Below are 20,606 nucleotides of genomic sequence, written 5' to 3'. Positions count from 1 at the left end.
CCTTAATCACGAAGTGAACGTCCTGTTAATTGTAAAAAAAGTGCCTCTAAATTCGGTTCTTTTACTTCCAGTTTTAAAATTTGAGCTTTGTTTTCAACAACTTCTGAAACAACTATGCCAATTGCCTCGCCACCATTTAGTCCAATATCAATCGTGCTACTATCTTCGTCAAAAATAATCCGCTCAACAACAGGTAGTGCCTTCAACTTTTGTAGCAGTTCCGTACTGTAGCGATTTAATTGCAATTTCACCATAAACCCATCTGTTAGACGATTACATAGCTCTCTTTTCGTTCCTAGTGCAATTACCTTTCCATGATCAACGATGGCAATTCGCTCACATAAATACTCAACTTCTTCCATGTAATGACTCGTATAAATGACCGTCATACCTTTTTCATTTAACTTTTTAACAGTCTCTAAAATATGATTTCTCGACTGCGGATCAATCCCGACTGTCGGTTCATCCATAATTAATAACTCTGGTTCGTGCATAAGTGCTGCACCAATATTAATACGCCTTTTCATTCCACCTGAAAATGTTTCAATTTTATCTTTTCCCCGATCCTGTAAACCGACGTAAGCTAACACTTCCTCTGCCCGCTCTTTTGCAACTTTTCCATTTAAACCGTACATCTTTCCCCAGAAGATTAAATTTTCCTTTGCTGAAAGTGTCGGATACAGCGCAATGTCTTGCGGGACAATACCGATTTTCTTTTTCGCTTCTAATGGATACTCTTTTACAGATTTCCCACCAACTTTTATATCACCACTATCGTATGGAATTAACCCGCAAATCATTGATATCGTCGTTGATTTCCCCGCTCCGTTTGGTCCAAGCAATCCAAATGTTTCACCTTTTTTCACTTCAAAAGAAACATTCTTTACGATTTCCTTCTTGCCAAATGATTTCGTAATATGATCTATGACTAACATATTGATTCAGCCCCTTTGTATTCATCTACACTTTCATTGTAGAAAAATTTCTTCTTCTCTCCATCACCCTTAAGATAGAAATACAAAATAAAAAAGCAGCAAATTCTGCTGCTTTTTCACACTTATATATGCCAAAAGTCATGTGTACATCGTGACGCCATACCTTACTGCGTATATTGCTGCTTGTGTTCGATCTCTCAGTTCTAGCTTACTAATCAAATTAGAAACATGATTCTTAACAGTTCCCTCTGTAATAAATAGCTTTTCGGCAATCTCTTTATTATTTAACCCCAGTCCAATTGCTCTTAAAACATCTACTTCTCGCTCAGTTAATTGTTTTAGTTGTTCTGGTGGGTTACACTCTACTGCCACTTTCGTCTTTTTTAATTCCTCTATAATTTGCGCTGTTATATCCTGAGGAAGCACAACCCCGCCACTATACACCGTTAAAATTGCTTGCGCGATTGCATCTGTCTCCATATCCTTCAATAAATAACCACTCGCTCCTTGCTCTAATGCCTCAAAAATAAGCTCACTATCACTAAAAGTTGTTAACATAAGAACCTTTATATAAGGAAACTTTTCTCTAACTAAACGAGTTCCTTCAACACCATTCATACGAGGCATCCGAATATCCATCAAAATAATTTCAGGCTGTAATTGTTTCACCTTTTGTACGACTTCATCCCCATCACTAGCCGTCCCTACCACTTCCAGTTCCGGACGTAAATTTAATATCATTGCCAATCCATCACGAATCAGTGATTGATCATCAACAATCATAATTCGAATCATAACGCTCCCCCTATTACCCATGTTTTTTCTCGGAGTGGAAATTCGATTTTTAGGCGAAAACCTTTTTCTATTTCACTCTCAAATTGAATGATTCCACCATGCTCCTCTACACGTTCTTTCATATTAAGTAAGCCAAATCCAGGGCTTACTTCATTGACTCCCATACCATTATCCAAAATACATAACTTAACTTGTTCCACTGAACAAACTAAACTCACTTCACATAAACTAGCTTTTCCGTGACGTTTTGCATTCGTTAAAGACTCTTGCATAATACGAAGCAACGTAGGCTGTAGTGACAACGGAATCAAAACCGGATCTCCTTGTAATTGAAAAGATACTTGTACTTTCGTCACTTTAGAATATCCATGTAACATTTCACGCATATTCTCTATTATGTTCCCTAGTTTACTTTCCTCTTTTAAGGCATGCACAGAAGCTCTCACTTCTTGAAGTGATTTTCTAGCTAACCCATGGCATGTATGTAAAACCTCTTCTGTAGCGTCCGATTTTTGTTTCCATAAAACCTCCGCCAGTTGTAACTGAACAAGTAATGCCGTCATATTATGACCAACAGTATCATGAATTTCTCGGGCAATATCATTTCGCTCCCGAACAGCTGTCAATTCTTCTACCTCTTTTGCATATAGACGTAATTGCTCATGTGCTTCTTTTAAAGCTGTATGAGATAATGCTAATTCCCCATATTGCTCATCTACCATTTGCCGAGCAGCTGTAAGTTTTTTTATTAAGTTTCCAGCTAAAGCACTGAAAATGATAAACATAAAGTTAATTGCATTACTCTCCAATTCCAGACTCTCTGTATGTTGATACGTATGTAGTATATTTATAAACCAACAAAGAAAGAAAAAAGCGATAAAAAAATAAGTCATCCTTTTACGCCAATCATGAATAAATAATCCTACCGCATCAATTCCAAATATAATTAAATACAAACATGTCTCGGGAAATAAAAACCCTAATAACGCTGTGACAATACCGTTTGTGAGCAAGGTATAAAAAACAAGTTTCCTACCCCCTTTTGCTTTTACAAGCAAAATATGATTCACAATATAAATAAAAAGTGCAATACCGACAAAAATTTGTAAATTTTCTGTTTCACGTGAAACATGATTTGCGTAAACTAAGCAAATCATGACGATTGTAGCAATCCGCGCATATCCTAACATAAAATTCTCCCCACGTTTTAGTGACCTAAAGTTCATTCTATTATCACAGCAGCAAGAAAATTATACCAATTTTTCTACTTTCATTATACTAAAAAGAGCAAGCCCTCCCCCAAAATATGAGGAAACAACTTGCTCTTTTTCATTCTATTTTCTTTACTCCACAATATTCTCTAACTCATTATATAACTCCGCTCGTAAAAACTCTTTTTTCGTTTTTTCTTCATATAATTGTTCAAGCATTTCAACATCAACTACATTTTCCATTTTACATTCGAGTGCATATATATCTTCTTCTATATGCATTAACTCATTTTCAATTGCCTCTAAATCCCTAGACTTCTTCTTTTTTATAGGCATTACTTCTAACGCTTTATTCCCTTGCTGTTGCTGCTTCTGTTTTACTACCTGTTTCTCAATTCTTTCTTCCCACTTTTGACGAGCCCATGCATAGTTCCCTGCAAACTCAAATAATTTGTGCTCATCAATCCAATATGTCTTTTCAAACAATTTATTTAAGAAATAACGATCATGTGAAACAGCTAAAATCGTCCCATTATATTGTTCAAGGGCCTCCTCTAAAACCTCCCTTGATTCAATATCAAGATGATTCGTCGGTTCATCTAAAATAAGAAAGTTAACATCTTGATACATAAGTTGCGCGAGCCTTAACCTCATTTTTTCTCCACCGCTAAGTTGCGTTACTTTCTTAAAAACAGCTGGACCATAAAATAAGAAACGAGCTAATATATGTCTTGCTTCTCCCTCTGTTACAGCCACGCAATCTCTGAAAGCTTCCAATACATTGTTCTTCATATTCCCGTACGCATGTTGCGATAAATAACCAATTTTCACACTACTACCAATCCGAATTTCTCCAGCATCTTGCTGCATTTCTTTTAGTAATAGTTTTAATAACGTAGTCTTTCCTGTACCATTACGTCCAACGATAGCTGCGCGCTCCTGAAAACGAATATGCAAATTTACTTTCTCGAATAAAGACCGTTCATCAAATCCTTTACTCACTTCTTTCATTACAACAACATCTTTCCCGCTTCTCTCTTGCCCTTCAAACTGAAGTCCCATCTGTTTTCTATCCAAAATGGGTCTCTTTAGTTTCTCTATGCGCTCTAATGCACGTTCCATATTTCTGGCTCTCTTATGCAATCCTTCATTCGGCGGATTCGCTTGATTTGCCCATTCACGTAGACGCTTAATTGCTTCTTTCATTTTCTTTATTTTCTTTTGCTGTTCTTGATACGCTTGAAATTCTTGAAGCAGCCTTTCTTCCTTTTCCTCAACAAACTGTGAATAGTTCGTATGATATACGTGAATTTCTCCATCTTCTAAATCAAAAATTTTCGTTACAACTTCATCAAGGAAATAGCGATCATGCGAAATGACCATAACTGTTCCTGTATATTCTTTTAGAAATTGCTCTAACCACTCGACTGCAAATAAGTCCAAATGATTTGTTGGTTCATCTAACAAAAGTAGATCTGGTTTCTGCAATAGCATATACGCAAGGCTTACTTTTGTTTGTTCTCCACCACTTAACTCCATAAATGATCTTTGAAATAGTTCCGTCACCTGTAGACCATTTGCTACCTTCATAATATTCGCTTCTATTTCATAACCACCGAGAAACGCGTACCTTTCTTGAATTACTCCGTATCTCTCCATCAATTTTTGTAAAGCAGATGATTCCTGTTCTTCCGCCATATTTTTTTCTAAAGCATGCATTTCTATCTCCAACTCTTTTTCCTTTTTAAAAGCGGAGCTTAATACATCATATACATTCATTTCATTATTAAATTTTGGAATTTGTGCTACATGACCGATGCATGTACCTTTCTTCATATGAATGGCTCCTGCATCCAAACTCTCCATTCCTGTTAGAAGCTGAAAGATAGTTGTCTTCCCACTACCGTTACGACCAACTAATCCAATACGTTCTCCATTCTTTATTTCAAGCGATATATTTTCAAATATGATGTTTCCACCAAAAGATTTCTTTACATTATTTACACTACAAATTGTCATTTTCCGTACTCCTTTCAATATAAAAAACCATGGGAAAGAAACATTCCCCATGGTTTTTGTCATAGAAAAAGGAAGCCAAATAGCTCCCTTTTCACACGTTTATCAAAAATGGGTGAAGAGACTTCTATCGTTCAATAGCTACTATGCAATTGTTAAAAAAGGGCATACGTATCCCGTTAACAACTGCATCATGAAAAATCGCACGACAAATATAGATATAATCTAAAAATTTTGCGCGCGTAGCTAAAGAACATTTCATCTCATTCACTCCTTTCGTACGGAATTTAATACTTACTTCTTTATTATACTTCCCCGATTTATGTTTGAATAGTCATTTTTCTGAAAATAATGAAGATAGACTAAACATTTCAATAAGTGACATCAAATCTTACAAAACTGTTATGTTCACGTAATGGAAAGCGATAGTACGAAAAGATGCCTCCCTATACAATAAAGATATAAACAAGAGAGACAAAAACAAGGAGGAAACAATCATGATGAAAGAAATCGTAAAAGCAATCTTTGAGGTATTAGTGAACGGACAAGCAGTTGTAAAAGAACTAAACGAACTATAAAAGGGAGGAAAGAACTATGATGAACATGCTAAAAATGATCTTACATGCTTTAGTTGATGCGAAAGCAGTTAGCCAAGAATTAAACCAACAATAAAAAGGGGTATATGAATATGAAGAAAGCCATTATTGTAATCGCAAGTACAGCAATTGCCTTATACACAATAAAAAATAGAAAAAAGAAACAAAATGAAAATGCTCTATATTATCCATACACACTATTAAAGAAAAAATAAAAGACAAGGTACCCTATTGCAATGAGGATATCTTGTCTTTTATTTTTCTCTATTCCCTTTAAAGGATTTCCTTCTCCTTTTCCCGAATGTATTAAGCGGGATTTTTACATATATTTTAAAGGGGCATATACAAATGGATACACAACAACTATATTTTTTAAACGATATCGGTAAACAAAAACCAGAAAGCATTCGGAACAGAAGCGCTGCATGTCCTTTTTGTGACAGAGAAAATTTAACGGATATTTTAGCAACTGAGGGCTCTATTATTTGGTTAAAAAATAAATTTCCTACATTAAAGGATACCTTTCAAACCGTGCTAATCGAAACAGATAATTGCGAAGACCATATCGCAACATATACAGAAGAACATATGAGAAAACTAATTCGCTTCTCTATTCTCCATTGGTTAAACTTACAGGAAAATGAAGAATTCACTTCTGTGATTTTATACAAAAATCATGGTCCATTTTCAGGCGGAAGTTTGCATCATGCACATATGCAAATTATCGGAATGAAGCATGTAGACTATCTTGAAAATATTGAGGAAGCAAATTTCCAAGGGGTAATTGTTCAAAAAAATGAACGCATTGAACTCAATATTTCAGAGCGTCCTATTATCGGCTTTACTGAATTTAATATCATCATTGAAGATATTGCATTTATAGATGAAATGGCCAATTATATTCAGCAAACTGTACGTTACATACTGACAGATTTCCATAAAGGATGTAGTAGTTATAACTTATTCTTCTATTACTTAAACAGGAAAATCATTTGTAAAGTTGTTCCTAGGTTTGTCGTTTCACCGTTGTATGTAGGATATAAAATACCGCAAGTTTCTACAAAACTAGAAGATGTGAAAATACAACTAGCGCATTATTTCACGAAAGAAAAGGATGAAATTGTTCATAAAAAAACAGAGTAGGTATAGAAAACCTACTCTTTGATTACACCTTTATTTCGATAGTATACATCCTCTAATCCGATGTTATACTTCATATTGTTATCCGTCCACTCTGGTCCTAAATTCCCTGGCCATCCAGATGTATTCGCTATATATTTCAGTAATGCAAAATCAGTCAAACCTTTTTGCACCCCGCGCTTATAACCTTTCATTAAATGCGGCATTGCAATTTGCGCATTTGTACGTGGATCTTTCAGCTCTTCATCAGTTAAATGATCTGGCGCAAGCCCACCACCGCGGTGTAATTGAAACAATCCGAATGAAGTTCCGTTATCTCCAACACTTCTTGGATTTAACCTACTTTCATGTTCGGCAATTGTAAGAGGTATCCATTCCGGAAGGTTTACTTTCTTTGCTTCCTCTATAATGATTTGTTTCATCTGTTTTGCTTCTTCTGAATCAACATAGCTTGTTTCATTCATTAGCTTACCCATTCCTTCAGACTTTCCTTGGAAATATAAATACACTCCAAGAACAACTAAAAATCCTACAAAGAATTTCTTCACTACCTCTACCTCTTTCTCCGCTGAAATTTGTCCCCTTTCAGCCTTCCTTTTACAATTACCAACACTCTATCATTCTCTTACCTTTCAATCATAGCAAATTACTATACATATTATCATCATGCTTTAGACCGACTTTGCGAAAAAACATATGGTAAATACGTGCAAAAATGTAACTTACATGGACTATAAATTATTTATTGTATATAATTGTAAATTGAATTCTATATATAGAATAGGAGCATAAATAAATGAAAAGAACTCTACTAATCTTTTTCAGCATTTTACTACTCATTCCTATACATACCTCTGCACAAACATCATCAAAATCAAAAGTACTCGTTTTGTATAGTACAGAAGACAACAAAATTACAAACAATGTACAAATCCTTAATACTCAGTTAGGGCACTTTACAAAAGATATAACAGTAAAAAGCTTAAAGGAAGTAAAGGAAAGTACTGAATCATCTTCTTATACACATATTGTTTATATCGGAGAGAAAAAAGAAGATTTTTCTATTGCAGCAAAACAATTTCTAGAAAACTTCTCAGGTCCCATATTAGTTTTAGGACAAAATGTTGAACAATTATCTAATCGTTTTTCTTTCATTACCCTGAAAGAAACCGATATACGAATTCACACTATAGAATATCCGACTAACCAGTTAAAAAATGAATTACATGAAGAACGCTTAATGAAGAAAATTGAAACAAAAGGAACAACTCTTGCTTACGCCTTGAGTGCTGATGGAACTCATCCGTTAATCATTCAGCAAGGAACATCCTATTATGTTGCAACTCCAAACCTTTTCGATTGGATGTCTCATTACGTCGGTGAAATGTTATTTTCTTATTTCGGACAAAAACCTGAAACAAATAAAACTTCAGCTTATTTACGTCTTGAAGACGTTCATCCAGCTGTAGATGTAAAGCAATTAAAAGAAATCGCTGAATTACTAAAAGAGAAAAAGCTCCCTTATATGATTACCGTTATCCCTGTTTACAACGATCCAGACACAGGAAAAACAGTACATTTAAAGGATAACTCTGAATTAATCGATGTTTTACACTTTATGCAAGATAATGGTGGCTCTATCGTTATGCATGGTTACACACATCAGTTTTATGATAGTGAAACTGGCGAAGGTTTTGAATTTTGGGATGTAAAAACAGATCAACCAATTCGCCAACCAAACCATGAAAAATCAAAAACAAAAAAAGATTTTCAGTCTCCAGAAGACTATAATAAATACGTAAAAAACGGGAAAGCCTTCGAAGAAAAATATATTAAAGATCATATTGAAAAAGGGATTACAGAGCTTGTAGAAGCTAAATTATATCCAGTTGCCTTTGAAGCTCCGCACTATACAATGTCTCAAAAAGGATATGAAATACTATCACAATATTTTTCAACTTATGTAGGACAAATACAACTAAACGATACAACTTGGAAATCAATGCACTCACCAGCTTATATAAGTACACCGTCATTTTTGCATGGGATGAAATTAATTCCTGAAACTGTTGGCTTTATTGAAGAAGGGAAGCCACAAGCTATAGCAAAAATGAAAGAACGTGCTTTATCTATCACTAAACTATCTGATGGAATTATCGGTGCATTTTATCATCCTTACTTGGGCGTTGAACCATTAAAAGAAGTATTAAAAGAACTAGAAAGTATTCCAAACATAGAGTGGATTGATTTACAAAAAGACATGAATGAAGTAAAAATGAAAGATATTCATATTACTACTAATAAAGAAGGCATTCACGTTGAAAAACCAACAAGTGCGAATGACATAATTGATTATATAAAACAATATGGGTTCTTCCTTATAATTGGGTTCATTATAATTGTCTTTCTTTTATTATTAAGACGTGCGAAAAAATTAGAGTCATAAAAAAAACACCAAGCGAGATGCTTGGTGTTTTTTTATGACTCACTAACTTTATAAAATCGCACCGTATTCGCATATATTTGCTCAGTAACTTTCTCTACTGATATTTTTTTTATTATACTAATTTCTTGTAATACATCTTTTATCATATAAGGATGTGTCATCGTATCCTTCTGAAATTCCCACGGCCCATCTGTTTCTACCATCATATATTCAAGCGGATAATACGAAACTATTTTTCTAATTTTCTCCTTATGTAAAACATCCGGTGTGATAGAAATATAATAACCGTTCCTCATCATCCGTTTCATTGTCTCTTCACTTCCTTTAAACCAATGAAAGTGTGCACGCGAAACTTTATATTCTTCAAGTAAACCACATACAGTGTCAGTATCTTCATAAACCGCATGCAATATAATTGGTAAATCGTATTTACTAGCTAGTTCCACAAACTTTTTTAACACCGCTATGTATGGATCAATAGCAATATTTTCATCTTCTTTCCTTAAATAATATGGGAGTCCCACTTCACCAATCGCAACAATTTCATCTACATGATCTTCAATTAATTTATAAATTTTCTCACATTCCTCTTTATGAATCGGCTGCTCCGGATGAAAACCTATTGCTGGATGTACAAAAGGATATCGCTTTGCTAAAGATAAAGTTTCTAGACATGATTGATAATTCATAGATACTGCAATAAGCCCTTGTATCTCTTTACTGTTTTCCACATCTATAAATAATCTACTTTTCTCTTCATTCTCATATTGATCAACATGTATATGGCTATCAATCAATTTCATCTTTATGCCCCCATAAAAAAAACAAGAAAGGGTCTTCCTTCTTGTTTTATCATCTATATTAGTTAACAATTAAATTTGTTATTATATCAAATAATCCAATACATACTACGGCAACAGTAAAGTAGCTACAGAAATCTTTAATTGGAAACTTCACTACTTCTTCTTTACGCATCCCAGTTTTCTCCCTTCTTAATATATCCCTAATTATTTTTTATCTATTTGTATCTATTATGCAAAAAATATGACAAATTTACTATCGAATTAACTTACGTAAACCTTACAATGTTGTAAGGTTTGAAAAAAGGCCTCATCTTAAGCTAAGATGAGGGCTATTCAAAGTTAGTTGGTTTTTCGTTCTTCATTAACATTGCGAATCAGAAAGTAATAAAATGAGACTTTCTAGTTACACTATATTAAATTTACTATCTTTTAACTATCGAATTGCATTACAGGAGTCTTACATATTTGTAAGCTATGTGTAATGTAATTCGATAGTTCCCCTTACCTATACTTTGTACAATAAGGTTAGAAAGTAAGCCAAATAAGAAGAATACTCACATAACCAAATTACATTGCTAGTAGCCGACTCTTCTTATACCTTTCACTCATGCTACTACAATGTACCCCCTTCCCCCTTATATAATAAGAAAAGCCTTAGTCCATATGGACTAAGGCTTTTTCACGAATCTAAAATACCCCTACCTAGTATTTTTATTTTCGACAAAAAATAGGCGGGGGTATAATCCGCTATCTCATCATTAAAAGTTTACTCTTCGCATTAATAGGAATATTTCCAGCTTCAATTTCTTCAATTGCCTCGCCGTAGCGTCCTTTTGCGTACACCTTTAATGCTTCATCTCTCTTTAACATATGCTTAACAGTCTTCTTTATTTTTTGTTCTCTTCCACGTTCATCAAATGCAATAAATTCATATTCATACCATTCATCACCGACATGCTGACCAATCGCATCCACAATTGTATAGTATTCTTTCGTCGTATAAAGCGGATTATATTTATCAATAACCGGTCCAAGTTTCGTAGGTAGTAATACTACTACTATCACTACCATGGCTATTACAGTAGTAATTATTTTTTTCTTCATAATACTGATCTTCCTCCTCTACAGGATACTTATACATCCATTCTAAAGAGCAGGAATTTAATCTACCATTCAATCCCATTACATTACCCTTACATTTTTGTAAGAATAAAGTGAAACTTTAATCAGCCCTCACCAATCGGGCGTTTACGGGCAGTTGATCTCCCACCTAACTTCTTTGCTCCAGCTGAATTTTGAGGTGAGAGTTCTACTGCCCGTTAATGCGGGATAAAAAAAAGATGAACGAATTTTCTCGTTCACCTTTTAGCTTGCTTTAAAGCCACCGCCAAGTACATCACGCACATCGTGAATGACAACGAAGGCATCTTCATCAACTCTACTAATAACTTGCTTTAACTTAACAAGCTCTTGTTTATTAATAACGATATATAAAACTTCTTTATTTTTACCAGTATATCCGCCGCGTCCCTCTAATACAGTGACACCGCGTGTCATGTTTTTTGTAATAGTTTCACGTATTAAATCCGGTTGATTTGAAATGATTGTAACAGCTGTTTTTGTATCCATACCTTCCACGATGAAATCAATTACTTTCGCTCCGACAAATACAGCTACAAGTGTATACATTGCCTTTTCTTGTCCTATTATAAATACAGAACCCGCAATTACAACGATATCAATAATAAGTACGCCTTTACCAACGCTCCAACCTAAATATTGATTTGCTAGTCGAGCTAAAATTGCCGATCCTCCTGATGTACCTCCAGCTTTGAACATACAGCCTAATCCGATACCTACAAATACACCAGCAAATAAAGCTGCTAGTAACGTATCACTATTTACTTGATATTCGATATGTTCTGTAACATATAAAAACAAAGAGGTTTCCACAATACCTATAATTGTGTAAACCATCGTTTTCTTATCAAAAAATTTATAACCTACAGCTAATAAAATTGCATTCAAACCAAAATTCACAATTCCTGGTGACCAATCAAATAAATAGTACGTAACAACCGTTAAACCAATAATTCCACCCTCTGATAAACGGTTTGGAATTGCAAAGTAATTAATACCAATTGCGAATAATAATGAACCAATTGTAATTAGTGTTATTTCCTTTATACGTTGATTAACCATAGTTCATACCTCCCCCCATTTGACATTGTATCACTATCTCCTAGAGGTTTAGAAGTTGTTTTTATTCCGCATTTTCCCTCACAAAGACCAAGATATTATGTTTAAACAAAGGGGTGATTAATTATTCATATTAGCTCTAACTGTACGGACAAAGCGCTCCACATTCCCACTCTGAATATACTTAGCTCTAATGGTTTCACGATTACAAGTACATTCGAAATATGGACGGAAATCTATGTCATCTATATGCAAATATGAATACTCTTCAAATATCGCAGGATAGCACGAAAATTTCCCGTAAAATAGAAGACGTCTAGTAGTGGCAACAAAAATCCCATGTTGATAACATAAAGTAAAGTCATCCTTTTCAAATATCCCTACGACAAACGCTAAAATCTTTTCGTCATCCTCTACATATTTTTTCATACTTAATAAAAGTTCATTCATGCATATTCCTCCAAATTCTATTCATTGTTTTAGCACTTGAAAAGAATCCATGGATTATTACAGACCGGTGTAACTCTTTTATAAAGTATGAAACGCGTTTCCTGTCAAAGACATTTCAAAAAATAATCCGTTATGTGATTATACACATAACGGATAAATACTAAACCGTTGAGCGTTCCACAAGTTTATACGGAATTTCCATCTTTTCTTGTTTAGAACCCTCATCACTTACTTGCCTATAAAACATTTCAAAAGCCGTCTTACCTATTCCCTTTAAATTTTGGTCAATGGTTGTCAGTTGTAAAACTTGAGAAATCGGTTGATTATCAAAACCAATAATCGCTAAATCCTCAGGAACTTCAATACCTAATTTTTCAACTTCTGTCATGATCCCAATAGCAACTTCATCTCCTGCCACTATTAATGCTTCAGGAGGATTCTCCATCTCCTTGAATTGATGTGCAACTCTTACACCATCTTCTAACGTAAAGCATTCTGTGAAAATCCGATCTTCCATCACTTCTTCATCTATTAATTGTAGCTGTTGTTTATAAGCATCAAAACGTTTCTTACTACTTGGCCCTAACTTTCTTCCCGTACAATATCCAATCTTCTTATAACCTTTTTCAATAAGGTAACTCATCCCTAATTGAAAGGCATTAAAATGATCTGTATATACACTCGATATGCTTTCAATATCATTATCCTCACAAGCAATAACCGCCCCATACGCTGCATAAGGCTCTATAGTTTCCCACTCATTAGCACGAGAACAAATGATAAGACCGTCTAGTTGCTTTGTTTTCAACATATGTAAACTTTTCATTTCTTCTTTTTTATTGTAGTTCGTTTGACAAAGAAGCACCCTGTAATTATGAGCTAACGCAACTTCCATCATTCCACCCACCATCGCATCAAAAGACGGATGGTTAATATAAGGTAAAATCACGCCAACAATATTCGTCTTCCCTTTTGATAAATGAACAGCATTTGCATTTTGCGAGTAATTCAATTTCTCAACTATTTCTAAAACAACTTTCCTTTTTTCTTCACTTACATATGGATGATCATTTAATACCCTCGAAACAGTCGTAACTGAAACCCCAGCCATCTTTGCAATATCTTTAATATTAGCCATACACTCACCTCTACTTTTAACTTAATGAATCACATGAACATATGTCAAATCTTCTCATCATGACACTTTCATTCGTTTTTCTTACAAAAGTGTAATTTTCCTGTAAGCTAATTCGATAGTGACTCTCCGCAACATTTCATATAATTAAGTCAGAAACAGGGCAACAACCATTTGAAAAGGAGCGGATCTATATGATGAACAAAATGAAAACGAACAATTTCTTAAATACAATGAGCTTGGTATTTTCCGCTCTTATCGATGCAAAAGCTGTTGCTTCTACATTAAACAAGTAAGGAGAATACATTATGAACAACATCACTTTTAATAAATTAGATTTTTTAGGACTAGCTAGCGGCACGGTTCTTCTTACTGCTTTCATTTACGCTGCTACACTATAACTTCGTGTCCCCTTTCCCCTTTATATAAATAATAATAGAAAAGACGACCGTCTATGCACGATCGTCTTTTCTTATTTTTGATTCGGCTGCAAGACTTCCTTTAGTTCTTCAAACTTTGCATTTAATTCATCTGTCATCATTTTCATAGCCGTTTTTCGGTCTATTTGTTCTTCAGCATCGATTTGAATTGGGTCTCCAAAAACTAATCGCGCTTTTTTTCCTTTTATCAATTCTTTTATACTTGATGGACCAACATAAGCTGCCGGTATTAACGGAACGTTAGAACGCATTGCAATCGTAACAGCCCCAGCTTTTAGTGAAACGTCTTCTGATGACCTCGTCCCACTCGGGAAAATCCCTACTACTTTTCCTTCTTTTAATAAACGTGATGGAATTTTTAATGTGCTTGGCCCTGGATTCGCACGGTCTACAGGGAATGCATTTACATTTTTAAAAAACCAATTTTTAAATTTCCCTTCAAACAATTCTTTTTTTGCCATGTAATGAATTTGGGTTGGGTACATTCCTGCCGCTAACATTAAAACATCCATAAAACTCGTATGTGTACACGCAACAACGTAAGGGCCACCTTCCGGTAATTTCTCTCTCCCTTGTACTTCTACCTTCCCAGCCATTTTAAATATATATTTCAACGAAAATGTAATTGGTTTATACATTTGTTTCGTTCCTTTCTGAATATCCGAAGTATAATCATTTTCTTACAACGATTATAACACTAAGTTTTAGGAGTTGGTAATAAAAATAAGTATTTATTGTTAAATTTCAATTCTTACAAAAGTGTAATTTTCTTGTAAGCTAATTCGATAGCGGCTCCCTCCACTATCTTATACAATTAAGTCAGAAAGTAACAACAACCATTTGAAAAGGAGCGGATCTATATGATGAACAAAATGAAAACGAACAATTTCTTAAATACAATATGCATGGTATTCTCCGCTCTTATCGATGCAAAAGCTGTTGCTTCTACATTAAACAAGTAAGGAGAATTTATAATGAATAACATGACTTTTAATAAATTAGATTTTTTAGGACTAGCTAGCGGCTCGATTCTTCTTACTGCTTTCATTTACGCTGCTACGCTTATATAACTTTGTGTCCCCTTTCCCCTTTATATAAATAATAATAGAAAAGACGACCGTCTATGCCCGGTCGTCTTTTAATTTTTTCTTTCCTTCAAATCTTTTAAAAGCTGTATCAATTCAGCTTGTTGTTTTATATTTTTACGACCGTTTCGATTAATTGCTGCAAGCTCGCAGGCAACTCCAGCAGCAAAGAAAAACAATAAACTTTCTAACATATAAAATCCTCCAGTTGCCTATTAAACAGCTTGACGCAATTGCTTTTCTTGCAAAATTTGTTTATTTATATTTTCTTCTTTTCTCTGACAAACATTATTACGAATAAGCGCTGCAATAACAAATAATGTTCCTACAATATCAAATGTTGTTATTTTATACCCTTGCATCATCATAATAACTAAAGTAGTAATTGGCACAAAGTTAATAAATAAAATACCATTAATGGATGATAAGATTTTCACACCGTAGTTCCAAGCAAGTAGTGCTACGATACCTGGTAATGTCATCATAAATAACAAATCATACTTCACAATAGAAATCGTTTCCATACTTGGAACAGATACATATCCAAGCACTGTAATGACCACAGTTATAATCCCTGTGACAGTTGTACCCAATACACATGTCAAAGTAGAATAGCGTAATGTTGACCAATCGCTACACGTTTGACCACCCATCGTATAAATAACCCATCCTACAACACCAACAAATATAAATGCTAGCGAAAACATGTTATCTTTCAATGTTAAAAAGAAACTCATATCACCTTTCGTAATAACAAATACAGCCCCTACAAACGCAATAATCATGCTCGTTATCATATATTTCTTCGGCTTTATATTTTTATATCCCCATAAAATACAAATTGAAATCATTGGCATAAGCGCCTCCATAATAGAAGCTACCATTACACCTGATTTTCCCATTAACATTTGTCCTAGAAAAATTAATACATTATATACGGTAAAAGCCATTGTTCCAAAAAAGACGAGTAACTTCCCTCTTCCTTCTAAGCGAAATGCCTTCTTTCCTTCTTTCATTAGCAATAATACAATCAATACAATTGCTACCGCACCATAACGAATAAACGAAAAATAAAATGGATCTATGTATTCTAGAGCATGATCAGCAACCGGAAACATCGCTCCCCATGACATACTTGCAATTAAACATGCCAAAGCACCTATTATCATTTGACCTTTTCTCACCACAATCCCCCGCTTCTTTCTATTTGCACAAAGAGAATTGTAAAAGAAAAAATATATCACGTAAAATGATTCAAAATGATGTTAACTATCATTTATAATGATAGTTAACATCAAGGAGGAGCATAAAATGGAATTACGAGACTTACAAATCTTCCAGAGCGTTGCCGACCGCGGTAGTGTAAGCGGCGCAGCAAAGGAATTAAATTACGTACAATCAAATGTAACCGCACGTATTAAACAATTAGAAAACGAGCTGAAAACACCTCTCTTTTACCGTCATAAGCGAGGCATGACTTTAACAGCTGAAGGAAGAAAAATGCTCGTTTACGTTCATAAAATTTTGCAAGATGTTGAAGAGCTAAAACAAGTGTTTTTAGATAGTGAAACACCATCTGGTATATTAAAAATCGGTACAGTCGAAACAGTCAGTACATTGCCTACCATTTTGTCTTCTTACTACAAAAGCTATCCAAATGTCGATTTATCATTACAAGCTGGTCTAACGGAAGAGCTTATTAGAGAAGTACTCGATCACCAATTAGATGGCGCCTTTATATCAGGTCCTATTAAACATCCACTAATTGAACAATACGATGTTAGTACTGAGAAATTAATGCTTGTTACACAAAATAAAGCTTTTCATATAGAAGAATTTACTACGACGCCCCTACTCGTTTTTAATCAAGGATGTGGATACCGTTCCAAGCTTGAACGATGGCTTAAAGATGAAGGTTTGCTACCAAAAAGAATTATGGAGTTTAACATATTAGAAACTATATTAAATAGCGTAGCGCTCGGTCTTGGGATTACACTCGTCCCCCAGTCTGCGGTGCAGCACCTTTCTACAGCAGGTAAAGTACACTGTCATCCAATTCCGGAGAAATATGGTAGTATTTCAACTGTTTTCATACGCCGTAAAGATAGTTACATGACCAATTCGATGCGAAGCTTTTTAAAAACAATTGAAGCACATCATCATATCAATATGCTTTAAAAGACATTCTTACACGAATGTCTTTTTTTCTTACAAAAGTGTAAGTCTTACGTAAGCCAATTCGATAGTTGCAGGCTGCTATATTTCATATAATTAAGACAGAAAGCAGGGCAACAACAATTCGAAAAGGAGCGGATACGCATGATGAACAAAATGAAATCAAACAAATTTTTCAATACAATGGGCATGGTGCTATCCGCACTTATCGATGCAAAAGCAGTTGCAACTACATTAAACAAATAAGGAGAGATTATAATGAACAACATTACTTTCAACAAATCAGACTTTATCGGACTTGCAAGTGGAGCTACTCTTCTTACTGCATTCATTTATGCACTTGCTCAAAGTCTTATTTAACACTTTGTTTCCCCCAACCCCTTTATATATAGAAAAGGCTGCTCGTCTTATAGACAAGCAGCCTTTTAGTTTGTTTCATATATAATTTGGCCTATTTTGCTTATATCATATCCACCAATTGCTTTTAATTCATTGTGAAACTCTTCAGATTGCAAAACCTCTTTTATAACCTCAATAAGTTCCTCATTTTCTTTATTCTTCAGAAGTACTAAATCATACTGTTCTTTCATTATTGGAATAAAGTCTACGTTCACAATTTGGGAAAACTTTTCTGATCCTACCCCAATATCAGCTTTTCCATTCGCGACTTGCGAGGCAACGCCAAGGTGATTCGATTCTTCCCATTCATACCCGTTAATATCTTCTTTACTTAATTTTTGAATTCGCAATTGCTCATCCACTAACACCCTAATACCAGAACCTTTTTCTCGATTTACAAATCGTATAGATGACTGAGCTAAATCAGCCCATGTTTTTATATTTTGTGGATTCCCTTTTTGCACATAAAACCCAACATTTCTTGCTAATAAATTCATCATAATATATGATTGTCCAACTAAAATACGTTTTACGTAAGGAACATTATATGTACCCGTTTCACCATCAAATAAGTGTAAACTAACGACGCTTCCTTCTCCTTGGTACATCTTCACTAAACTCGTTAAACTACCTTGATACGCTCTCAATATATTAGAATTTGGCAATCGATTTTCTATATGCTTTGCCAACATATCTAACGTTAGTTCTTGACCACTAATGATGCGTGTATTCGAACTACTAATTTCGTCCTTCTTTACAGGAGTAAATTGTACCTTCCCTGTTTTCATTTGCTTTATATATTGTTCTAAATCAGCTGCATCAATGCGCATCTGTCTACCAACTCTATAAGAAGGCAGTTCTCCTTTTTTAATTAAGTCGTATACAGTTAGTTTTGATACTTTTAATCGCTTTGCTACTTCTTCCGTTGTGTAGGAATGATGATCCATAGACGATTCCTCACTTTCTTCCTTCATTGTAACAAAGAAAAGAATATTTCTCCTAGTTTTTAAAAACAACTATATCGTTCAAATTATATTCAATTATAACTAGTTATATTTAGTTATGATTAGTTATAATTAGTTTAGTAAACGAAGGGGGATTTTTTATGAACAAATTTACATTACGATCCATTGGGGTACTTATACTTTCTTTTCTTCTTATATTCAGTGCAGCTTGTTCAAGCGAAGAAAAGTCAGCTGCTAAAGAGGGAAAATCAGTGGAGCTGACTATATCAGCGGCTGCAAGTTTACAAGATTCACTAAAAGAAATTGAAAAACAATATAAAGAGAAAGAACCAAACATTAAACTTTCTTTTAACTTCGGTGCTTCTGGTGCACTTCAACAACAAATCGAACAAGGTGCACCTGCTGATTTATTCTTCTCTGCAGCAGAAGATAAATTCCAAACTCTTGTTAAAAAAGGATTCATTAATGAAAAAGAAGGGAAAAACCTTCTTGGAAATGAACTAGTTCTAGTCGTTCCAAAAGATAGTTCTCTTACAAAATTTCAAGATTTAAAGGATGCGAAAATCAAGAAAATCGCACTTGGTACACCCGAATCTGTACCTGCAGGAAAATATGCAAAAGCTTCTCTCACACATGAAAATCTTTGGAATGACGTTCAAAATAAAATCGTATTTACAAAAGATGTTCGCCAAGTGTTAACATATGTAGAAACAGGTAATGTTGATGCTGGTATTGTATATAAAACAGACGCTCTCGTTTCAGACAAGGTGAAAATTGTAGAGGCGGTAGCGGCTAATTCTCATGAGCCAATCCACTATCCTTTAGGTGTTATAAAGGAATCTAAGCATAAGAAAGAGGCGACTTCATTCTATGAGTATTTGCAATCAAAAGATGCACAATCTATCTTTAAGAAATATGGATTTACAATCCTGCCATAATTGCTATGAGCTTTGATACAATTTTGTCACCTGTCTTTCTATCCTTGCGAGTAGCTGCATGCGCCACCATTATCGTTACGATCTTAGGAACGATTATTGGACGAGCATTAGCGCGCTCCTCGTGGCGATATAAAGTACTACTAGAAACTATTTTCTTATTACCAATGGTGCTTCCACCAACTGTTATCGGCTTTTTTCTAATTATCATTTTTGGAAATAACAGTCCCATTGGAAAGTGGATTGAATCATTATTTCAGCAGTCCATTATGTTTACATCTACTGCTGCTATCATTGCTTCTACAGTCGTTGCATTTCCGCTCATGTATCAATCAGCAAAAACAGGATTTTCCATCGCGAATGTGCAAATTGAAGATGGTGCGCGCGACCTTGGTGCGAGTGAATATCAAGTTTTTCTACACGTTACACTCCCACTTGCATTCCCCGCGCTACTTAGCGGTATGATTTTAAGCTTCGTTCGCGCACTCGGGGAATTTGGTGCTACTTTAATGTTTGCAGGAAATATACCTGGCAAAACACAAACGATTCCAACTGCAATTTATATGGCTATTGATGCAAGTAATATGCAACTCGCTTGGACTCTTGTCATCATAACAATTAGCATGTCATTACTATTTTTATTATGTATTCAAATCATTAACAAGCGAATTACCACTTCCTAAAGCAGTTTTCGACAAAAGCTGCTTTTTTTATTTCCCGAAAAATAAAATGACCTAAATAATGACTGAATTTTATTTCTTATTTAAATATACATTTTATTTGAATTCACTTTCTAAAATAGGTAATTTCCTGTTATTATATGAAAGTGTTTCAAAAAGTGAAGAAATGAAAACGCATTTATATCGTAAGTTCTTCATCCT

Annotated in this window: 24 protein-coding genes; 9 read left to right on the top strand and 15 right to left on the bottom strand. The window is 34.5% G+C overall.

Going from position 1 to position 20,606, the window contains the following annotated elements; all coding sequences use genetic code 11:
- Positions 1-2 precede the first annotated feature (2 nt).
- The 5 genes from DN408_RS18480 to DN408_RS32350 all read right to left on the bottom strand — a co-directional run bounded on the left by DN408_RS18480 (position 3) and on the right by DN408_RS32350 (position 5,219).
- Positions 3-935, bottom strand: a complete 933-nt coding sequence (locus DN408_RS18480) for an ABC transporter ATP-binding protein (protein WP_000960163.1) — start codon at positions 933-935, stop codon at positions 3-5.
- A gap of 138 nt (positions 936-1,073) precedes the next feature.
- Positions 1,074-1,730 (bottom strand): response regulator, encoded by a 657-nt coding sequence (locus DN408_RS18475; protein ID WP_033730961.1) that lies wholly within the window; start codon positions 1,728-1,730, stop codon positions 1,074-1,076.
- Positions 1,727-2,920 (bottom strand): sensor histidine kinase, encoded by a 1,194-nt coding sequence (locus DN408_RS18470; RefSeq protein ID WP_147740285.1) that lies wholly within the window; start codon positions 2,918-2,920, stop codon positions 1,727-1,729. The genes DN408_RS18475 and DN408_RS18470 overlap by 4 nt, the downstream gene beginning before the upstream one ends.
- A gap of 153 nt (positions 2,921-3,073) precedes the next feature.
- Positions 3,074-4,960, bottom strand: coding sequence for a ribosomal protection-like ABC-F family protein (gene abc-f / locus DN408_RS18465; protein ID WP_078178055.1), 1,887 nt, complete (start codon positions 4,958-4,960; stop codon positions 3,074-3,076).
- Between the two features lie 124 nt (positions 4,961-5,084).
- The gene (locus DN408_RS32350) at positions 5,085-5,219 is read right to left on the bottom strand and encodes an RAxF-45 family protein (protein WP_000650295.1); all 135 of its coding nucleotides are present in this window, start codon (positions 5,217-5,219) and stop codon (positions 5,085-5,087) included.
- Positions 5,220-5,639: 420 nt separating this feature from the next.
- Between DN408_RS32350 and DN408_RS18455 the strand changes: the two genes are divergently transcribed.
- Together DN408_RS18455 and DN408_RS18450 are read left to right on the top strand one after the other, a co-directional pair.
- A complete protein-coding gene (locus DN408_RS18455) occupies positions 5,640-5,768 on the top strand; it encodes a hypothetical protein (RefSeq protein ID WP_002029408.1) in 129 nt (42 codons plus the stop codon).
- Between the two features lie 133 nt (positions 5,769-5,901).
- On the top strand, positions 5,902-6,696 hold the full coding sequence (locus DN408_RS18450) for a DUF4931 domain-containing protein (RefSeq protein ID WP_147740284.1): 795 nt from the start codon (positions 5,902-5,904) through the stop codon (positions 6,694-6,696).
- A gap of 11 nt (positions 6,697-6,707) precedes the next feature.
- Here DN408_RS18450 and DN408_RS18445 read toward each other — a convergent pair whose 3' ends face one another.
- Positions 6,708-7,241 carry a transglycosylase SLT domain-containing protein gene (locus tag DN408_RS18445; protein WP_000713256.1) on the bottom strand — a complete coding sequence of 178 codons (534 nt, stop codon included), beginning with the start codon at positions 7,239-7,241 and terminating at the stop codon, positions 6,708-6,710.
- A 248-nt stretch (positions 7,242-7,489) separates the two neighbouring features.
- Here DN408_RS18445 and DN408_RS18440 point away from each other — a divergent pair, with 248 nt between their 5' ends.
- Positions 7,490-9,139, top strand: coding sequence for a DUF2334 domain-containing protein (locus tag DN408_RS18440; protein ID WP_078178054.1), 1,650 nt, complete (start codon positions 7,490-7,492; stop codon positions 9,137-9,139).
- A 32-nt stretch (positions 9,140-9,171) separates the two neighbouring features.
- Here DN408_RS18440 and DN408_RS18435 read toward each other — a convergent pair whose 3' ends face one another.
- The 5 genes from DN408_RS18435 to DN408_RS18415 form a co-directional block, all read right to left on the bottom strand.
- Positions 9,172-9,942 (bottom strand): TatD family hydrolase, encoded by a 771-nt coding sequence (locus DN408_RS18435; protein WP_002009903.1) that lies wholly within the window; start codon positions 9,940-9,942, stop codon positions 9,172-9,174.
- Between the two features lie 747 nt (positions 9,943-10,689).
- The gene (locus DN408_RS18430) at positions 10,690-11,046 is read right to left on the bottom strand and encodes a YxeA family protein (RefSeq protein ID WP_078178053.1); all 357 of its coding nucleotides are present in this window, start codon (positions 11,044-11,046) and stop codon (positions 10,690-10,692) included.
- A gap of 261 nt (positions 11,047-11,307) precedes the next feature.
- The gene (locus tag DN408_RS18425; protein ID WP_002009911.1) at positions 11,308-12,144 is read right to left on the bottom strand and encodes a YitT family protein; all 837 of its coding nucleotides are present in this window, start codon (positions 12,142-12,144) and stop codon (positions 11,308-11,310) included.
- Positions 12,145-12,261: 117 nt separating this feature from the next.
- On the bottom strand, positions 12,262-12,591 hold the full coding sequence (locus DN408_RS18420) for a PH domain-containing protein (RefSeq protein ID WP_002091410.1): 330 nt from the start codon (positions 12,589-12,591) through the stop codon (positions 12,262-12,264).
- A 160-nt stretch (positions 12,592-12,751) separates the two neighbouring features.
- Positions 12,752-13,729, bottom strand: coding sequence for a LacI family DNA-binding transcriptional regulator (locus DN408_RS18415; protein WP_002124775.1), 978 nt, complete (start codon positions 13,727-13,729; stop codon positions 12,752-12,754).
- A 305-nt stretch (positions 13,730-14,034) separates the two neighbouring features.
- Here DN408_RS18415 and DN408_RS18410 point away from each other — a divergent pair, with 305 nt between their 5' ends.
- Positions 14,035-14,127 carry a DUF3948 family protein gene (locus tag DN408_RS18410; RefSeq protein WP_012260201.1) on the top strand — a complete coding sequence of 31 codons (93 nt, stop codon included), beginning with the start codon at positions 14,035-14,037 and terminating at the stop codon, positions 14,125-14,127.
- 71 nt (positions 14,128-14,198) lie between these two features.
- Here DN408_RS18410 and DN408_RS18405 read toward each other — a convergent pair whose 3' ends face one another.
- Positions 14,199-14,804, bottom strand: coding sequence for a lysophospholipid acyltransferase family protein (locus DN408_RS18405; RefSeq protein WP_002124771.1), 606 nt, complete (start codon positions 14,802-14,804; stop codon positions 14,199-14,201).
- A gap of 336 nt (positions 14,805-15,140) precedes the next feature.
- On the opposite strand from DN408_RS18405, the gene DN408_RS18400 reads away from it, so the two are divergent.
- The gene (locus DN408_RS18400; protein WP_002124767.1) at positions 15,141-15,236 is read left to right on the top strand and encodes a DUF3948 family protein; all 96 of its coding nucleotides are present in this window, start codon (positions 15,141-15,143) and stop codon (positions 15,234-15,236) included.
- A gap of 68 nt (positions 15,237-15,304) precedes the next feature.
- Here the strand turns inward: DN408_RS18400 and DN408_RS18395 are convergent, their stop codons facing one another.
- Together DN408_RS18395 and DN408_RS18390 are read right to left on the bottom strand one after the other, a co-directional pair.
- Positions 15,305-15,445, bottom strand: coding sequence for a YrzO family protein (locus DN408_RS18395; RefSeq protein ID WP_002063481.1), 141 nt, complete (start codon positions 15,443-15,445; stop codon positions 15,305-15,307).
- Between the two features lie 21 nt (positions 15,446-15,466).
- On the bottom strand, positions 15,467-16,435 hold the full coding sequence (locus DN408_RS18390; RefSeq protein WP_002124765.1) for a DMT family transporter: 969 nt from the start codon (positions 16,433-16,435) through the stop codon (positions 15,467-15,469).
- A gap of 127 nt (positions 16,436-16,562) precedes the next feature.
- Between DN408_RS18390 and DN408_RS18385 the strand changes: the two genes are divergently transcribed.
- The gene (locus DN408_RS18385) at positions 16,563-17,429 is read left to right on the top strand and encodes a LysR family transcriptional regulator (RefSeq protein ID WP_002029391.1); all 867 of its coding nucleotides are present in this window, start codon (positions 16,563-16,565) and stop codon (positions 17,427-17,429) included.
- A gap of 255 nt (positions 17,430-17,684) precedes the next feature.
- Positions 17,685-17,786, top strand: coding sequence for a DUF3948 family protein (locus DN408_RS18380; protein WP_002124760.1), 102 nt, complete (start codon positions 17,685-17,687; stop codon positions 17,784-17,786).
- A 65-nt stretch (positions 17,787-17,851) separates the two neighbouring features.
- Here DN408_RS18380 and DN408_RS18375 read toward each other — a convergent pair whose 3' ends face one another.
- Positions 17,852-18,799, bottom strand: a complete 948-nt coding sequence (locus tag DN408_RS18375; RefSeq protein ID WP_078178052.1) for a helix-turn-helix transcriptional regulator — start codon at positions 18,797-18,799, stop codon at positions 17,852-17,854.
- Between the two features lie 131 nt (positions 18,800-18,930).
- Here DN408_RS18375 and modA point away from each other — a divergent pair, with 131 nt between their 5' ends.
- Both modA and modB read left to right on the top strand, forming a co-directional pair.
- Entirely contained in the window at positions 18,931-19,728 is a 798-nt protein-coding gene (gene modA, locus DN408_RS18370; RefSeq protein ID WP_002169309.1) for a molybdate ABC transporter substrate-binding protein, read from the top strand.
- A 5-nt stretch (positions 19,729-19,733) separates the two neighbouring features.
- On the top strand, positions 19,734-20,408 hold the full coding sequence (modB, locus tag DN408_RS18365) for a molybdate ABC transporter permease subunit (RefSeq protein ID WP_002169310.1): 675 nt from the start codon (positions 19,734-19,736) through the stop codon (positions 20,406-20,408).
- Positions 20,409-20,606: the final 198 nt, after the last annotated feature.

The sequence above is a fragment of the Bacillus sp. AR13-1 genome (assembly GCF_008042285.1).
Lineage (GTDB): Bacteria > Bacillota > Bacilli > Bacillales > Bacillaceae_G > Bacillus_A > Bacillus_A mycoides.
Note: the sequence above shows the minus strand (reverse complement) of the source record. Positions and strands in the feature narration are given on the sequence as shown.

Coding starts and splice junctions, on each gene's coding strand:
- DN408_RS18425 (WP_002009911.1), bottom strand. CDS start 12,144: ATGGTTAATCAACGTATAAAGGAAATAACACTAATTACAATTGGTTCA.
- DN408_RS18430 (WP_078178053.1), bottom strand. CDS start 11,046: ATGAAGAAAAAAATAATTACTACTGTAATAGCCATGGTAGTGATAGTA.
- DN408_RS18395 (WP_002063481.1), bottom strand. CDS start 15,445: ATGTTAGAAAGTTTATTGTTTTTCTTTGCTGCTGGAGTTGCCTGCGAG.
- DN408_RS18380 (WP_002124760.1), top strand. CDS start 17,685: ATGAACAACATTACTTTCAACAAATCAGACTTTATCGGACTTGCAAGT.
- DN408_RS18385 (WP_002029391.1), top strand. CDS start 16,563: ATGGAATTACGAGACTTACAAATCTTCCAGAGCGTTGCCGACCGCGGT.
- DN408_RS18450 (WP_147740284.1), top strand. CDS start 5,902: ATGGATACACAACAACTATATTTTTTAAACGATATCGGTAAACAAAAA.
- DN408_RS18435 (WP_002009903.1), bottom strand. CDS start 9,942: ATGAAATTGATTGATAGCCATATACATGTTGATCAATATGAGAATGAA.
- DN408_RS18400 (WP_002124767.1), top strand. CDS start 15,141: ATGAATAACATGACTTTTAATAAATTAGATTTTTTAGGACTAGCTAGC.
- modA (WP_002169309.1), top strand. CDS start 18,931: ATGAACAAATTTACATTACGATCCATTGGGGTACTTATACTTTCTTTT.
- DN408_RS18405 (WP_002124771.1), bottom strand. CDS start 14,804: ATGTATAAACCAATTACATTTTCGTTGAAATATATATTTAAAATGGCT.
- DN408_RS32350 (WP_000650295.1), bottom strand. CDS start 5,219: ATGAAATGTTCTTTAGCTACGCGCGCAAAATTTTTAGATTATATCTAT.
- modB (WP_002169310.1), top strand. CDS start 19,734: ATGAGCTTTGATACAATTTTGTCACCTGTCTTTCTATCCTTGCGAGTA.
- DN408_RS18470 (WP_147740285.1), bottom strand. CDS start 2,920: ATGTTAGGATATGCGCGGATTGCTACAATCGTCATGATTTGCTTAGTT.
- DN408_RS18375 (WP_078178052.1), bottom strand. CDS start 18,799: ATGAAGGAAGAAAGTGAGGAATCGTCTATGGATCATCATTCCTACACA.
- DN408_RS18480 (WP_000960163.1), bottom strand. CDS start 935: ATGTTAGTCATAGATCATATTACGAAATCATTTGGCAAGAAGGAAATC.
- DN408_RS18455 (WP_002029408.1), top strand. CDS start 5,640: ATGAATATGAAGAAAGCCATTATTGTAATCGCAAGTACAGCAATTGCC.
- DN408_RS18415 (WP_002124775.1), bottom strand. CDS start 13,729: ATGGCTAATATTAAAGATATTGCAAAGATGGCTGGGGTTTCAGTTACG.
- DN408_RS18410 (WP_012260201.1), top strand. CDS start 14,035: ATGAACAACATCACTTTTAATAAATTAGATTTTTTAGGACTAGCTAGC.
- DN408_RS18420 (WP_002091410.1), bottom strand. CDS start 12,591: ATGAATGAACTTTTATTAAGTATGAAAAAATATGTAGAGGATGACGAA.
- abc-f (WP_078178055.1), bottom strand. CDS start 4,960: ATGACAATTTGTAGTGTAAATAATGTAAAGAAATCTTTTGGTGGAAAC.
- DN408_RS18440 (WP_078178054.1), top strand. CDS start 7,490: ATGAAAAGAACTCTACTAATCTTTTTCAGCATTTTACTACTCATTCCT.
- DN408_RS18475 (WP_033730961.1), bottom strand. CDS start 1,730: ATGATTCGAATTATGATTGTTGATGATCAATCACTGATTCGTGATGGA.